Here is a 15,015-nt window from a genome sequence, read left to right on the forward strand (position 1 = left end):
GCTCGGCCCGCTCGGCCCGCTCGGCCCGCTCGGCCCGCTCGGCCCGCTCAGCCCGCTCAGCCCGCTCAGCCCGCTCAGCCCGCTCAGCCCGCAATGAGGTCGGCCCGGACGGCCGTGACCAGGGCCGGATCGACGGAATACGGGGTGTAGAGCGAGATCCGGTCGATCGTCCCGCCGAAGCGGCTGCGGAGATTGGCCGCCACATCGCCGCCGACCGCGAACGTGTCGAGGACCTCGTCCGTGATCAGGCCGGCCATCTCGTCCCACGCCTGCCGGACGGACAGGCTCCTCAGCTGGTCGGCGAGCGCACCCCAGCCGTGCAGGTCGAACACCCCCCGGTACGCCGGCGTGGACGCGTAGAACGCGATCTGGCCGCGGACCGCCCGCTCGGCCTCGGCGCGCGCCTTCTCGTCGGCGCCCAGCACCACGAACGCGGACAGGCTGAGCGTGAAGTCGTCGAGGCTGCCGCCGCGGGCCGCGCGGACCATCGGCACGGTGCGCTCGTGCAGATAGCTCGCGCTGGTCAGCGGGTGCACCAGGAGGCCGTCGGCGTGCCGGCCGGCCACCTCGGTCATCCGCTCCCCCACCGCGGCCAGCAGGATCGGCGGGTTGCCGAAGGCGTTCGGGCCCGGATTGAAGAAGTCACTCATCAGCGTGTGCCGGTAGAACTCGCCGCGGTACGCCAGCCGCCCGCCGGTGTGCCACGCCGCCCAGATGGCCCGGACCGCGGCGATGAAGTCGGCCATCCGCGCCGCCGGCCGCCCCCACGGCATCGCGAACCGCCGCTCGATGTGCGCCTGCACCTGCGAGCCGAGCCCCAGTTGGAACCGGCCGCCGGAGATCAGCTGCAGGTCGTTGGCCAGCATCGCGAGGCTCATCGGGTTGCGCGCGAACGCCACCGCGATCCCGGCCTGGAGGGTGATCGTCTCGGTGGCGCGGGCGGCCAGCGTCAGAGCCGGGAAGACGTCGTGCCGGGTCTCGGGGGCGCCGAAGCCGTCATATCCGTCCCGCTCGGCCCTGACCGCGGCGTCCTCCACCTCGAGCGGCATCGCCGTCACCGAGGCCGCGAAATCAACCAGCATCACCCAGTCATATCAGCCCGCGTTGCGTGGTGGGCGGGCTGGGCGTCACCGGGTGAGGCGGGCCAGCAGCGAGAAGGCGTTCGGCAACCGGCCGTTCCAGGCGGCCGCCCGCAGGTCGCCGGGGCGCCAGAACGGTTCGGGATACTCGGCGAGGTGGCGTATCTCCAGGCCGGCACCGACGATCGTGGTGACGATGTCGCCGAGGGTGTGCTGCCATTCGACGGCGCCGTTTGCCGGGAACGTGTCGTTGACGAAGGTGCCCCCGAAGTAGGTGCGGTCCTCGCGGATGCGCGCGCGGTCCTCGTCCCAGCTCCACAGTGGCACGGCCGGGTGTCCCTCGTAGAGGAACAGGTGACCGCCGGGGCGCAGCAGCCGCGCCATGTCGGCCGCCCACGCGTGCAGGTCGGCCATCCAGATCAGCGCGCCCTTGCCGGTGTAGACGAGGTCGGCGCAGTCGTCCGGCAGCGGCAGCCCCGGGACCTTGCCGACCAGGTAGCGGCAGGCGACACCCAGCTCGTCGGCGCGGCGCTGGGCGGCGCCGACCGCGATCTGGCTGTAGTCGACGCCGATCACCTGCCGCGCGCCGGCCTGCACCAGCGCGACGTCGTCGAGGCCGTGACCGCTCTGCGGGTGCACCACCGTGGGCCCTGTGCGCAGCACGTCGGCGAGCAGTTCCCGCTCCACCGGCAGCAGCGACCGGCCGGCGGCGGCGTCGGCGAGGATCTCGTCGTATTCGCTGATGTGCTTCTGCGAGGCGGTTTCCCAGGCGACACGATTGGCGGTGGTGGTCGGATCCATGCCCGTGATCGTGGTGGGCCGCCGTCGTGGCGGTCAACGGGGTTTCCGTTTTTGTCGTACCCCCGTGGGACGCTGTCGCGGTGCACGTGGACTTCGACGCCGAACTGTGGATCTGGGACGCCCGCCGCGACGAAAGCTGGACTTTCGTGAGCCTGCCGGCCGACGCCTCGGAGGAGATCCGCCAGCTCACCGGCGGCCGGCGGCGCGGTTTCGGCTCGGTCCGGGTGCGGGTCCGGCTCGGCACCAGCGTCTGGCAGACCTCGATCTTCCCGGACAGCGGTCGCGGGGCATATGTGCTGCCGATCAAAAAGAGCGTGCGCCGGGCCGAGGGCCTCGACGAGGGAGACATCGCTGCCGTCTCGGTGGAGGTGATCGATGCTTAGTCTTCCCGCACCGCGGTGACCGCCACCGTGGTGTAGTGCACCGGCACGTTGCCACCCGCCGCGTCGATGGCAGCACCGACGCCGGCCAGCAGGTCCTGGAGGGTGGCCGGCGGCAGCCGGTTGACGCCACCGTGCGTCGGTATCTGGTCGAGCCACTCGTCCCGGCCGTAGGTGCGGTCCCACTCGAACCGCCATTCCTCGGCCGGTCCGAACCCACCGGCCTGCGCCATGCCGTCGGTCGCGCTCACCACCATGGAGCCGTACGCCGCCAGCGCGTCGGACAGGTTCGCGGCGGGCAGCCCCGGCAGCACCCGGCGGTAGACCGCGCCCAACGCCTCGGCCAGCGCGGGCGGCGCCTGGAAGACGTTCCAGAACAGCGCGAGCCGCCCACCGGGCCGCAGCACGGTCGCGGCCTTGGCAGCCCCGGCCACCGGGTCGACCCAGTGCCAGGTCTGCCCCGCCACCACCGCGTCGAAGGTGCGCCCCGCCGGGTCCCACTCCTCGAAGCGCCCAACCTCAACCGCAAAGCCCCGCCCCCGCGCCACGGCCGCCATCCGAGCATCGACATCGACCCCCAGCACCGAACACCCGGCCTCCCGAAACTGCCGGGCCGCAATGCCCGTGCCACACCCGACATCAAGCACCACCGGCCGCCGCCGTCCGCTGCCGGCGTGCCCACCAACCGCGTCCCTGCGGCCGGGCGAACCACCAACACCACCCGCATCACCGCAACCGGGCGAGCCAGCAACACCACCCGCATCACCGCAACCGGGCGAGCCAGCAACACCACCCGCATCGCCGCAACCGGGCGAGCCCCCGCCACCGCCCCCGCTTCCTTCGGCCGCGGAGTCGGCTGTGCCACCGCCCGCGTCGTGGTGGGCCGCCGGGCCGCCGCCGCCCCCTTTCCCCACCGCGGCCGGTGGGCCGGCGGGGAGGTCTGCGACGATGCGGCGGATCAGGCCGGCCGGGTAGTCCGGGCGGGCGCGGTCGTAGCGGGCGGCGTCCAGGCCGAAGCCCTCGGCGACCTCGCGGTGCTGGTGGGACGGTAGAGTGGGCATGCGCCCACCTTAGTGGGCACGCGCCCACTTGCCAACCGAGATGAGGGTGCGGATGCCGACCGGAGTGGCGATCCGAGATGTTCGGGAGCAGTTGTTCGCCGCCGCGGAGCGGATACTCCTGCGGGCTGGGCCGGGTGCGCTCACCAGCCGGGCCGTCACCGCGGAGGCGGGCTGCGCCAAGGGGGTGCTGCATCGGCACTTCGCGGACTTCGACGCGTTTCTCGCCGAGTTGATCCGGGAGCGGACGGCCGCCCTCGAGGGGAGCGGGCTCCGGCTCTGGGACGCGGCGGGGATCGGGACCGTCACCAACAATGTGACGGGGGCGTTGCTGGACCTGTTCGCGTCGATGGCGCCCCGGGTGGTGGCGCTGGTCATCGGGCGGGATGAGCTGCGGGCGCGGCTTCAGCCGGGTGGGGGGCTGCCGATGCTGAACGAGGGCAGCCGGATGATCGCGGAATACCTGGCGGCCGAACGGGACCTCGGCCGCCTCGACGCCGGCACCGATGTGAGCGCCGCGGCGGTCGCGCTGGTCGGCGGGGTCCACCTGCTCTACGCGGGGCAGGACAATCCGCTCGTCGAGGACGAGGCGGTGCTCCGGATCGTCACCACGATCCTGGCCGGTCACCTGCGTTGACGGACCGAACGGCCGAATCCTATCGCGTAGATAGGAATGCTATGCTCGCGTCTCCTGGGGACCGGATCGAACGAGGCGCCGCGTGACGACACTGACCGAGCAGACCGCCGCACTGCTCATCGCCGCCCGGGCCGTTGCGCCCGGCCCGCCCGGATTCGTCGGCGCCGCCGTCGACCTGCTGCTCGACCGGCCCGGGCTGCCGGCGCCGGCGGTCGAGGCGCTGGCCGGGCGACCGCCGCTGCGGCACGGCTTCCTCACCGCGCGCTCGCCACGCGTCGTCGCGGTGAGCGGACCGCCCTCCCCCGGCCTGGCGACCTGCCTCGACCGGATGGCCGACGATCTGGCCCGCGCCGAACGGGTGATCGACGCCCGCATCCTCGGCGTCGCCGCCGACGAGCCGGCCCCGGAGCGGACCGGCCCGGGCGCCGGGATCCGGATCGGGCTCGAGGCGGGACTGGAGGGCGGCGGCCCGCACGGCCTTCAGCAGCGCTGGCGGCTCGCGCACACGCTGGCGCCGGTGCTGGCCGCCGCGTTCGCCAACGCCCCAGGGGAAGGCTGGCGCAGCGTCCGGCAGGCGCAGCGGCGGGGACTCCCGGTGCTGCCCGCACCGGCCGATCCGCGGGCGGCCTGGACCTCGTACGTGCTGAATGCCGAGACCCACGACGGCCGGAGCATGCGCGCCCGGCTGAAGGCCGGTGAGGTGACGCCGGATGAGCTCGACCGGCACCTGGCCGGGCTCCACCCGCCGGTCGCCGCCCGCGGGCACCTGGAGATCGACATTGCCGACCGGCAGGCGGGCAACGGCTGGCAGCTGCCGATCGCCGTGGCGGTGACGCTGCTGGACGATCCGCACGCGGCAGCGGAGGCGGCCGTGGCGACCGGCGCGCTGGCCGGCGAGCCGCGGCTCTGGGAGCGGGCGGCGCGGGATGCGCTCACCGACCCGGTGCTGGCCGCGGCGGCCCGGGACTGCTTCCTCGCGGCCTACGCGGCGCTGGCCCGGCACGGCGCCGACCGGCGGCTGCGCGACGCGCTCGCTGACTTCACCGAGCGCTATGTGCTGCGCGGGCGCACGCCGGCCGACGACCTGCTGGACCTCAGATCCGTTCGCCCGTGATGTAGCCCTCGAGGCTGCTGCGCTCGGTCTCCAGCTCGTCGATGCGGTTCTTCACCACGTCGCCGATGCTCACCACGCCGGTCAGGCGGCCGCCCTCGACCACCGGCACGTGCCGGAAGCGGCGCTCGGTCATCAGGCGCTCCACCTCTTCGAGAGGGGCGTCCGGTGCCACCGAGTGCACCTGGGCGGTGTGGATGTTGGCCACCGGCTCGCTGAGCACCGCGGCGCCGCGGACGGCCAGGGCGCGCACCACGTCGCGCTCGCTGACGATGCCGTCGACCTTGCTGCCGTCGGCCGAGACGATCACCGCGCCGATCTTGTGTTCGGCGAGCACGGCGAGAAGCTCGGTGACATCTGCCCCAGGTCGTACGGTGACGACCTGATTGCCCTTGACGCGGAGAATATCGCTGATACGCATCCGTGCTCCCCATCTCGTGCCGATCCGCAGTACCGCCGGGCGGGCCGTCCGAGGACGGGGTGGCCACGCCACGTTGCGGGCATATGCCTAGATGCAGTCAATCACGTCGTGATGTCAAGGGCGTCAAAACGTTCTCTCAAGCCCGGCCGCCGCCGACCGATAGGACATCCACTACCCAGGTGAAGGGGGCGGGATCGTGGCGGGCGGGTCGGTACGGGGTCGCGTCGTGCGTACCGGTGCGCTTCTGTCGGGTCTGCTGATCCTGCTGTTGAGCGTAGTGACCAGCGTGGTCGGCGCCCGTGACCGGCAGGTGACGGCCCAGGACACCCAGCTGCGACAGGTCGTCGACCAGCGGGTGGACAGCCTGGAGAACTACTTCGAACGGGCCCGCTCGATCAGTGCCCTGCTGGCGGCCAACCCGGTGTTCACCGACTTCTACCGCACGCCGGGAACCACTCCGGAGAAGATCCGGCGGATCAACGACGCGCTGGTGTCGCTGCAGTCGCTGTTCCCGGGCCGGATCCACAAGGCGAGCTTCATCGACGAGAGCGGCGCCGAGGTCGCCCGGGTGGTCGACGGCGTGCCCGCGACGCCAGCCGCGCTGTCCCGTGCCGAGAACGACCACGCGTTCTTCGCCCGCACCCTGCAACTCGGGCCGGGCCAGGTCTTCCAGTCCGAGGAGTACCTCTCGCCGGACACCCACGACGAGGTGATCGCCAACTCGGCCGCGGTGACCGCCGGCGGGCACACCGGCATGGTGCACTTCGAGATCGCGCTGGCCGGCCTGCACACGCCGCCGGCCGGCGGGATCAGCACCTCGATCATCGACGCCGCATCCGGCCGGGCGGTGGTCGGCGAGCCGGACACGGCCGTACCGACCACCGGCGTGGCCGAGGGCGTCGTCACGTCCGGCACCCGCCGGGTCGCGTTCCGCCGGCTCGCCGCCACCGACGGCAACGCCAACGACTGGTACGTGGCCGTGTCCGCGCCCGCGTTCGACGCCGGCTGGACCCGCGGCTTCGGTGTCGGCTCGCTGGCGCTGCTGGCCGGCGCGGTGCTGGCGATCCTGCTGGCCGCCATCGGCAGCTGGCTGCAGCGGCGCTCGGCGCGCAAGGCGGCCAGCCACGACCCGCTCACCGGCCTGCCCAACCGGGCCCTGCTCATCGAGCGCATCCGGGCCGCCTCGGCCGGCAACCGGCCGGTGGCCGTGCTGGTCAGCGACCTGGAGCGGTTCAAGGAGGTCAACGACCTCCTCGGCCACCGGTACGGCGACCTGCTGCTGCGCCAGGTCGCGGCCCGGCTGCGCGCCGCCGCGCCGGAGAACGCCACCGTGGCCCGTCTCGGCGGCGACGACTTCGCCCTGCTGGTGCCGGGCGCCGACGCGGCGGCCGCGGAGGCCGTCGCGGTGCAGATGCTGGCCGCGCTGCACCGGACGTTCCCGCTCGGCGGCACCGGCGTCGACCTGGAGGCCCGGATCGGCGTGGCGCTCGGGCCGGAGCACGGCGCCGAGGCGGACGTGCTGCTGCGCCGGGCCGACGCCGCCATGCGGGTGGCCAAGGAGCAGCACGAGGGGCACCGGACCTACGACGCCACCGCCGACCAGCATGCCTCGAACCGGCTGGCGCTGCTCGGCGACCTGCGCCGCGCGTTCGACGCCGACGACCAGATCGTGCTGCACTACCAGCCCAAGGTGCACCTCGCCGACGGCACGCCGGCCGGGGTGGAGGCGCTGGTCCGATGGGAGCACCCGACGCTGGGCCGGATGTCGCCGGACACGTTCATCCCGCTGGCCGAAACCACCACGCTGGTGCACGTGCTCACCGAGCGGGTCCTGCGGATCGCGGTGCGGCAGGCGGCGGAATGGCGGCGGGACGGCGTGCACCTGCCGGTCGCGGTCAACCTGTCGGCCCGCTGCCTGCACGACGAGAGCCTGCCGGACCGGGTGTTCGACCTGCTGCGCCGCGCGGACCTGCCGCCGGACGTGCTCAAGCTGGAGATCACCGAGAGCATGGTGATGGCCGACCCGGAGCGCGCCCAGGCGGTGCTGCGGGTGCTGCACGACGGCGGCATCCAGCTGTCCATCGACGACTTCGGCACCGGCCACTCGTCGATGGCGTACCTGCAGAAGCTACCGCTCGACGAGATGAAGATCGACCGCTCGTTCGTCCGCCAGCTGGAGCCCGGCCAGGGCGACGAGGTCCTGGTCCGCTCCGCGATCACCCTGGGACACAGCCTCGGCCTGACCGTGGTGGCCGAGGGTGTCGAGGACCAAACGACCATGGACCGGCTGCGCGAGCTGGGCTGCGACATCGCCCAGGGCTACCACCTGGGCCGCCCGATGCCGGCCGCCGAGATCGGCCCGTGGCTGACCGCCCGAGGGGTCGAGGTCGCGGCCTGACCCGCAACGGTGCTGAGGTGCCCGGAGCCCAGTTCCGGCGGTCAGCGCAGCGGAAGATCGAGGTCGAACAACCGCCGGCCGGGCGGCCGGCCCCGCTGCGGCCCGGCGGCCCGGTCCAGCCGCCAGTTGGCAGCCAGCGCCACGGTGATCGGGTGGCCCCGGCCGAGAGCGGCCCGGCTGGCCGCCACCGCCCGGCGCCCGGTCGCGGCGGCCGCTCCGGCGTCGCCGGCCTGCGCGGAGGCCAGGATCCCGAGGCCGCTCAGCACGATCGGATGTCCGATCCCGAGGACCGGCCGGAGCACGTACAGGGCCGGCACCGCGGCCAGCCGGCCGGCCTCGCACTCCCCCGCCGCCAGCAGCGTCGCAGCATGATCCAGAACGAGCGACGAGGTCACCACGTGCCGCGGCCCGAGCGCGTCGCACGCCTGCTGGTGCGCCAGCCGGCCGGCCGCGGCCGCCTCGTCCAGTTCGCCCAGCGCCCGCCAGGCCGCCGCCAGCCGCGCGGCGGCCACCAGTGAGTCCCACAGCGTGGCGGCCGTGGCATGCAGGTCGTACCAGGCGACCGCCGCGGCGGCGGCGTCCCGGGCGGCGGCCGGCTCACCGCGGTGCCGGCGCAGCAGGCTCAGGTGCGCGAGCCGCTGAGCGTCCGCCGCGCTCGCCGGCGGCAACGCCTCGGACAGGTCCGGCGCCGGCGGGTGACCGGCGAGCGTGCGGTGGAACTCGTGCCGCCACCGGACCGCCGCCTCGCTCCGGCCACGCGTCGACAGATAGCGGGTCCGGTCCAGGCCGGCTGCCTGCCGTACCCGTCCCGACCACCAGGCGCACCAGGCCAGATCACCCCCGGTTGACACCACCTCGCCGCGGGGGTCGGCCAGCTCGCCGCGGTGGTCGGCCAGGCGGTGCCGCCGCCGCGCGAGGCGGTGCGCGGCATCGAACTCCCCGAGTCGGCACAGCGCCTCCACGCTGCCCGGGTCGGGCGGCACCCGGCGACCACGACGCCGCTCGCAGTCGCGGAGAACGCCGGCGGCCACCGCCGGTCGCCCGTCGTTGAGCAGCGCCCGCCCCAGCAGCATCCCGGCCGCGACGGTACCGAAGTGGCCGGCGCCGAGCATGTCATCGCGGCGCAGCCACGCGTTCTCGGCGAGCCGGGCGGCCTCAGCCGGGTCGGTGTCCAGCCAGTACCCGACGGCCCGGTCCACCGCCCATCCCGGCTCCGCGAGCACCACCGGGCCGGATCCGGACCGGCTGCCGATCGGCGCCCCGATCTGTGCCGGGTCGAGCAGTGCTGCCACGTGCGCGGCGAGGTGGGCGCTCGGCGGAGCCCCGGCGAGCGTCTCGGCGACCGCGCGGGCGTGGCGGCCGCCGGGTGGCGCCGCTTCGGAGAACGCCGAACGGAGCGCGGATGGCAGGACCAGTCCGGCGCCGCCCGGATCGTCGTCCAGCAGGCCGCGGGCGACCAGGCCACGTGCACCCTGGACGGCCGCGGCGGGCCGGCGCAGGGCGGCAACCAGCACCGGCTCGGGGATCGGGGCCGCGGCGAAGGCGGCGGCCAGTCGCAGGAGCTCCGCCCCGACCGGGTCGGTCCGGTCCAGGCCACGCAGGTAGGCGCCGGGACCGCCGGTCACCCAATCCTCGAAGCCACCCTGCCGCCACGCCCGGCCGAGCACCTCCAGGATCGTGGGGTCGCCGCCGGCCCGGTCGATCGCCCCGGGCCGGCGGTCCGGCGGGACGCCGTGGCCGGCCAGCAGGTCGCCGGCCTGCCGGCGGGTCAGGTGGCCCGCCTCGATCACGGTGCCGGCCCGGGCCCAGCCGGGGTGGTCCGAGACGACCAGCAGGCCCGCCGGGCGGTCCGGCAGCAGTGGCGCTATCTCGGCCGGCGGCCCGGCCCGGTCCAGGACCACCAGCGGGCGGCGGGCATCGGTGGCGAGCGCGGCCAGCACCCGGCGGTAACCCGTGGCCGGCGGGAGGTCGCCGGGCAGGCCGAACCGGGTGGCCCGGGCGCACAGCGACCAGCGCAGCAACGCGGGCGTCGAGGCGTCCAGCCACAGCACGTCCGCCGGGCCGGCCTGGCGCCAGGTGAAACCGGTGGCCACGGTACGGGCGCCGGCGCCCTGGACCACCGCCAGGCCGTCCCGCAGCGCGTCGGCGATCTCGGCGTCGCGGTCGGCCCATACGGGCGGTGGCGGGAACGGTCCGGGCGGGCGGTCCTCCGGTGGCAGGGCCGCGAACAGGCGGGCGGCCAGATCGCCGTACCGGCCGCCCACGCTGCGCAGCACCTGCGCGGACACCGCCGCGAACGGCCGGTCCGCGGGCGAGACCACGAGCTCGGAGCCGCCGGCCAGCAGGGCCGGGAGGTTCAGGGTGGTCCCGGCCCTCGCGGTCAGGAACTCGGACACCCGGGTGAGCACCGCGAGCGCGTCCTCGGCCGGCAGACCGCGCAGCAGGATCTCGCGGACGCCGGGCCGGAAATCGTAGTCCTCGGTCCCGGCCGGGCCGGCGGGGCTGGTGCGCTGGAGCAGGCCGCCGAGGAAGACCTCGGCGAGTTCCGACTCCGCCGTCTGCGGCTGCAGGGCCGTACGGATCAGCCGCATGGTGGCGAGGGTCACCGGCGCCGCCGCCAGGTTGCGGGCCAGGGTGACGGCCGCGGGTGACGCGTTCGCCTGGAACCTCCGGACGAGGTCGTCGGCGGTGCGATCGGCGGGCGGGCGTTCGGGCGCGGCCGTGGCCAGGGCTCCGGTGTAGATCGCGGCGCCGTATATGCCGGTGCCGCTGCGGCCGGACACCATGGCGGTCCACCGCTCCAGCCAGCGGGGGCTGAGCTCGAACACCGGGATGGCGACGCCTCGGGGTTCCCCGGCGCCGTCCTGCGAGCGGGTGTGCACGTCCGCGGTCGGCTGGGCGGGTCGCTCGGTCCACATGCGCACGGGCGTGTAGCGCAGGCCGCAGCGGCGCCACAGCCGGAACGGCATCACGTGGCCGAGCCCCACCGGTCCCTGATCGGCCAGCCATTCCAGCAGGCGGGCCGCGGTCTCGCTGCGCCACCAGGGCGACAGGCTGTCGGTGACGAAGAGGACCAGGCGCCGTTCCGGGTTGCCGGGCAGGATGTCCGCCCAGGACGAGATCCTGGAGCCGACCCGGAAGACGGCTCGCTCCTCCTCGGTGCCGAGCGTCGCCGCCGTGACCGTACGAAACGCGCCGACCCCGCGCATCAGGTCGGACAGTTGCCGGATCACCCCGCGCCACATCACCATCGAGCGGCTCTCGTCGGCCACCAGGCACAGGTCCAGCAGGCGCTCGGGAGCGGCACGCAGGACCGGCGTCCACCGACCGGCCTCGGCGGTCTGCTCGGCCGAGGCGTCCTCGTCGAGGATCTGCTCGGCCAGGGACGCCCCGGTCAGCCGCAGCGGGCGCAGCGCCCGCGACACGGCCAGCGGTTCGAGCAGCGCCGGGCCGGGCTGCAGTGCCTCGGCGGGCGGCAGCGGCGGCCCGCCACCGGCAGGCTGCGATACGGACCGGGCGGACGGCAGGGACTCGGCCGGCGGCAGGGCCTGAGCAGACGGTTGAGAATGAGCAGACGGATGGGACCGGGCCGGCGGAACGAGCTCGGTCGGGGGCAGGGCCGGGGGCCCCACCTCGGCCGGCTCGGGCAGCGCCGCCGGTTCGGTGCCGCTGCGCACCGGAGCCCCGGCAGGTGGCCCGGCACCGCTGGACCGCAGGTGGGTGGCCAGCCAGATGGCGTCCGCGATCTCCTCCGGCGCGGGCTCGATCCCCGACCCGCTCAGCGCCTCGATCAGCCGCGCGACGGTTTCGGACGGTTCGGCCCCGGCCGAGGGTTGTTCGTCAGTCATCCGGACAGCCGGGTCAGCCGTAGTCTTCCAGCGACCGGAGCAGGTGCTGCGTCAGGCGGCGGCGGTCGTCCGTGGTGCCCCGCTGCGACATCGCAAGGAAAACCGCGTTCAGCAACTGGTCGGTGGCGAGCGTGTCGCCGGCACCGCGCCGGTGGACGAACTGGTCCAGCACGTCATCCTGCTCGTCGGCGCCCCTGCCCAGGTGGGCGGTGACGATCATACGGAGCTGATCGATGCTCGGCTCGGGCAGGACGAGCTGGATGCATCGCCGCAGGAACGCCGGCGGCAACGACCGCTCGCCGTTGCTGGTGACGACCACGACTGGGAACGCGGCGCAGCGTACCGAGCCGTCGACGACCACGGCCCGGCGCCGGTCGTCGGTCATGACCGCCACCTCGCGCTGGTCGTCGGGCAGGCGGGCCAGCTGCGGAATCTCGAACTGGCCCTCCTCGAAGACGTGCAGCAGGTCGTTGGGCAGGTCGATGTCGCTCTTGTCGAACTCGTCGATGAGAAGCGCGCGGGGCCGCGCCCAGGGCAGCAGCGCGGTGCCGAGCGGGCCGAGCCGCACGTACCGGCCGATGTCCGGGCGGGCGCCGGCCATGTTCGCGTCGTGCAGCCGGCCGATCGCGTCGTAACGGTAGAGGCCGTCGGTCAGCGTGCTGCGGCTGGTGATCGGCCAGGTGAGCACCGGGCCGAGATCGAGCTCGTAGGCGATGTGGTGGGCCAGCGTCGACTTGCCGGTGCCGGGCCGGCCGGTCACCAGCAGCGGCCGGCGCAGGATCAGCGCCGCGTTTACCGCGTCGACCGCCTCCGGAGTGGGGCGGTAGGTGTGCGCCCGCCGCCCGCCGGCCGGCAGGTTGGAGTCGGTGTGCGGGAACATCTCGCCCGGTCCGCCGTGGAACTCCCGCCACGGCGGTGGCGGCGGCATCCTGTCCCAGGCGCCGGGCCGGCGTTCGCCGTCACCCCGATAGATGCCCGGTTCCGCCACCTGGCCCGCCCCCCGCCTAGCTCCCCTGGCCACTTTGCACCGCCCGCACGCGGGATACGGCGGGGTGCGACGTAGCAGATACCCTACGCGCATCCCGGCCGTCCCGGCGCCGGGCGGCAGACGTGAGGTGGAGCCAGATGGTGGTTGTCGCGGTCGACACGGACACGGACGGTGGACAGATCAAGATCGAGGTCGACGACATCGAGGACGCCACCGACGATCTGTCCAAGGTGTACGGCGACGACCCGACTCGCGGACCGGTGAGCCGGCTGGTGACCAGGGCCGCCCGGCCGCTGTTCCGGGAGGGCCTCGACCTGGTGCAGGAGTGCGCGAAGCAGGTGGTGGCCAAGGTGGACGAGATGGACGCGGAGCGACCCGACTCGTTCGAGATGGAGCTGGCGATCAAGCTGGACAACAAGGTGGGCGCCAAGCTGGTCGAGGTCAGCGGCGGCGCGCAGCTGCTGGTCCGGCTTTCCTGGCAGCGCCGCCGTGCCTGACGAGCCGCCCGGGCCGGTCGTCCTGCCGTACAGCTGCCTGGTGGGACAGGACGCCCTGCGTCGCGCCTTGGAGCTGGCCTTCGTGGCACCCGCCATCGGCGGCGTGCTGGCCAGCGGGGTCCGGGGCACAGCCAAATCGACCACGGTGCGGGCGTTCGCCCAGGCGGTCCTCGACGACCTGCCGGTCACCCTGCCGATCAACGCGACCGACGACCGGGTGCTCGGCGGGTGGCTCGTGGAGTCGCTGCTGGAGGGCGGCGGCCGCCAGCAGGCCGGCCTGCTGGAGCGCGCGCACCGGGGCCTGCTCTACATCGACGAGGTCAACCTGCTCGACGACTACGTCGTGAACATCATCCTCGACGTGCTGTCCACCGGCGTCCTGGAGATCCAGCGCGAGGGACTCGACCGGCGGCTCGTCAACCTGTCGTTCACCCTGGTCGGCACCATGAACCCGGAGGAGGGCGGGCTGCGGCCACAGCTCCTGGACCGGTTCGGGCTCCTGGTGCGGGTGAGCGCGGAGAGCGCCGTCGAACAGCGGCTGGCCATCCTGCAGACCGTGCTGCGGTTCGACGAGGAACGACGCCGGCCCGGTTCGGCCTGGCTGGCTGCGGGCCGCGAGCGGGACCGTAACCACAGGGCGGCACTGCTGGCCGCCCGCGAGCGCCTCCGCCAGGACCGGGTCGCGATGCCCGAGCCGATGGTGCGGCTGTGCGCGGAGCTGGCCGCCGAGCTGGAGGCCGACGGCCACCGGGGCGAGATCGTCACGGCTCTGGCGGCCCGGGCCAACGCCGCGCTCGCCGGGCGCGACGCCGTGGTGCCGGACGACGTCGCGGAGGTGGTGCCGATGAGCCTGGTGCACCGGCGGGTGGGTGCCAGCTACGAGGCGGACGTCGAGTGGTCGGTGAAGGAGCAGGAAATCACCGAACGGGTCATCGCCGGATACCGGACGGTGGCGTAGGCGTGTCCGTCGCCGACCGGGTGGCGGCCGCGCTGGCGTGCGCGGCCCTCGACCGTGACCTGCGGGCGGTCGTGCTGGTCGACCTCGATCCGGTCCTGCTGCCGCCGCTCGGCCGCTGGCTGGCCGCGCTGCGGCAACCACGCCGGCCGGCCGAGCCCATGCTCGTCGCCGCCGGCGGCCGGGACCGGCTGTGGACCGAGCTGGTCCCGTCCCGCGATCCGCGCCGCCCCGGACCGCGGCTGGTGCCCGGCGCCCTGATCGAACCGGCGCACCGGGCCGACCGGGTGTTCCTCGTGCCCGACCTGGCCCGGGCCGGGCGGCCGGTGCTGCACGCCATGGTGATGACGCTCGGCGCCGAGGAGGCCCACCTGGAACGCGACGGGCTGACCCGGCGGTGGCGTCCGGAGGCCCGCTGGCTGGCGTGCTGCCGCCGCGACGACCTGGAGCGGGTCTCGGCGCACCTGCTCGACCGGTTCGCCCTGCGGGTGAACGCGGCCGGCCTGCACCGGACGGCGGGACCGGCGACGGCGCAGGTTCTGCCGCCGCCCTCGGCGATAGTTCGCGCTGCGGTCCGTCGCGGCGTCCCGGCGCTCGCGACCGGCGCGCTGCTCCGCGCAGTCGCGGCCCGGCCGGCGGATGGACGGGCCGGGCACCGCGCCGACCTGGCGCTGGTCCGCACCGCGGCCGCCCTGGCCGCGCTGGCCGGGCGGCCCGCGGCCGGACCGGCCCTGTTCGGCCGGGCCGCCGAGCTCGTCGGGGTCGGCGGTACGGGTGGGACCGAGGGCGGCGGCGTCTGGGCTACCGGGCCGGCACCCGCGCCGGCACCGGCGGCGGGCGCG

General features: G+C 74.6%; 14 protein-coding genes. 8 read left to right on the top strand and 6 right to left on the bottom strand.

Annotation, left to right across the window (positions count from 1 at the left end; genetic code table 11):
- Positions 1 to 83 precede the first annotated feature (83 nt).
- Positions 84 to 1,082, bottom strand: coding sequence for a TIGR03617 family F420-dependent LLM class oxidoreductase (locus Ari01nite_RS31865; RefSeq protein WP_203785942.1), 999 nt, complete (start codon positions 1,080 to 1,082; stop codon positions 84 to 86).
- 45 nt (positions 1,083 to 1,127) lie between these two features.
- Positions 1,128 to 1,880 (bottom strand): class I SAM-dependent methyltransferase, encoded by a 753-nt coding sequence (locus Ari01nite_RS31870; RefSeq protein WP_203785943.1) that lies wholly within the window; start codon positions 1,878 to 1,880, stop codon positions 1,128 to 1,130.
- A gap of 80 nt (positions 1,881 to 1,960) precedes the next feature.
- Here Ari01nite_RS31870 and Ari01nite_RS31875 point away from each other — a divergent pair, with 80 nt between their 5' ends.
- The gene (locus Ari01nite_RS31875; RefSeq protein WP_203785944.1) at positions 1,961 to 2,263 is read left to right on the top strand and encodes a DUF1905 domain-containing protein; all 303 of its coding nucleotides are present in this window, start codon (positions 1,961 to 1,963) and stop codon (positions 2,261 to 2,263) included.
- Here the strand turns inward: Ari01nite_RS31875 and Ari01nite_RS31880 are convergent.
- On the bottom strand, positions 2,260 to 2,910 hold the full coding sequence (locus tag Ari01nite_RS31880) for a class I SAM-dependent methyltransferase (RefSeq protein WP_203785945.1): 651 nt from the start codon (positions 2,908 to 2,910) through the stop codon (positions 2,260 to 2,262). The two genes, Ari01nite_RS31875 and Ari01nite_RS31880, sit on opposite strands and share 4 nt — an antisense overlap.
- 24 nt (positions 2,911 to 2,934) lie before the next feature.
- Here Ari01nite_RS31880 and Ari01nite_RS31885 point away from each other — a divergent pair, with 24 nt between their 5' ends.
- The 3 genes from Ari01nite_RS31885 (at position 2,935) to Ari01nite_RS31895 (ending at position 5,069) form a co-directional block, all read left to right on the top strand.
- Entirely contained in the window at positions 2,935 to 3,312 is a 378-nt protein-coding gene (locus Ari01nite_RS31885) for a hypothetical protein (protein ID WP_203785955.1), read from the top strand.
- A 61-nt stretch (positions 3,313 to 3,373) separates the two neighbouring features.
- Positions 3,374 to 3,955, top strand: coding sequence for a TetR/AcrR family transcriptional regulator (locus Ari01nite_RS31890; protein ID WP_203785946.1), 582 nt, complete (start codon positions 3,374 to 3,376; stop codon positions 3,953 to 3,955).
- Positions 3,956 to 4,037: 82 nt separating this feature from the next.
- Positions 4,038 to 5,069, top strand: coding sequence for a glutamate-cysteine ligase family protein (locus Ari01nite_RS31895; protein WP_203785947.1), 1,032 nt, complete (start codon positions 4,038 to 4,040; stop codon positions 5,067 to 5,069).
- Here Ari01nite_RS31895 and Ari01nite_RS31900 read toward each other — a convergent pair.
- Entirely contained in the window at positions 5,050 to 5,487 is a 438-nt protein-coding gene (locus Ari01nite_RS31900; RefSeq protein WP_203785948.1) for a CBS domain-containing protein, read from the bottom strand. The genes Ari01nite_RS31895 and Ari01nite_RS31900 overlap by 20 nt on opposite strands.
- Before the next feature lie 226 nt (positions 5,488 to 5,713).
- On the opposite strand from Ari01nite_RS31900, the gene Ari01nite_RS31905 reads away from it, so the two are divergent.
- Positions 5,714 to 7,885, top strand: a complete 2,172-nt coding sequence (locus Ari01nite_RS31905; protein ID WP_239163212.1) for a putative bifunctional diguanylate cyclase/phosphodiesterase — start codon at positions 5,714 to 5,716, stop codon at positions 7,883 to 7,885.
- A gap of 41 nt (positions 7,886 to 7,926) precedes the next feature.
- On the opposite strand, the gene Ari01nite_RS31910 is transcribed toward Ari01nite_RS31905, so the two are convergent.
- Together Ari01nite_RS31910 and Ari01nite_RS31915 are read right to left on the bottom strand one after the other, a co-directional pair.
- Positions 7,927 to 11,733, bottom strand: coding sequence for an SAV_2336 N-terminal domain-related protein (locus Ari01nite_RS31910; protein ID WP_203785950.1), 3,807 nt, complete (start codon positions 11,731 to 11,733; stop codon positions 7,927 to 7,929).
- A 13-nt stretch (positions 11,734 to 11,746) separates the two neighbouring features.
- The gene (locus tag Ari01nite_RS31915; RefSeq protein WP_239163213.1) at positions 11,747 to 12,721 is read right to left on the bottom strand and encodes an AAA family ATPase; all 975 of its coding nucleotides are present in this window, start codon (positions 12,719 to 12,721) and stop codon (positions 11,747 to 11,749) included.
- Positions 12,722 to 12,858: 137 nt separating this feature from the next.
- On the opposite strand from Ari01nite_RS31915, the gene Ari01nite_RS31920 reads away from it, so the two are divergent.
- From Ari01nite_RS31920 to Ari01nite_RS31930, 3 genes are all read left to right on the top strand, one after another.
- Complete coding sequence (locus Ari01nite_RS31920; protein ID WP_203785951.1) at positions 12,859 to 13,218, top strand: CU044_2847 family protein; 360 nt, start codon at positions 12,859 to 12,861, stop codon at positions 13,216 to 13,218.
- Positions 13,211 to 14,176 (top strand): AAA family ATPase, encoded by a 966-nt coding sequence (locus Ari01nite_RS31925; RefSeq protein ID WP_203785952.1) that lies wholly within the window; start codon positions 13,211 to 13,213, stop codon positions 14,174 to 14,176. The genes Ari01nite_RS31920 and Ari01nite_RS31925 overlap by 8 nt, the downstream gene beginning before the upstream one ends.
- 2 nt (positions 14,177 to 14,178) lie before the next feature.
- A partial coding sequence (locus tag Ari01nite_RS31930) for a hypothetical protein (RefSeq protein WP_203785953.1) occupies positions 14,179 to 15,015 on the top strand: 837 nt, incomplete at its 3' end.

This window comes from Paractinoplanes rishiriensis (genome assembly GCF_016862375.1).
Taxonomy (GTDB): Bacteria; Actinomycetota; Actinomycetes; order Mycobacteriales; family Micromonosporaceae; genus Actinoplanes; species Actinoplanes rishiriensis.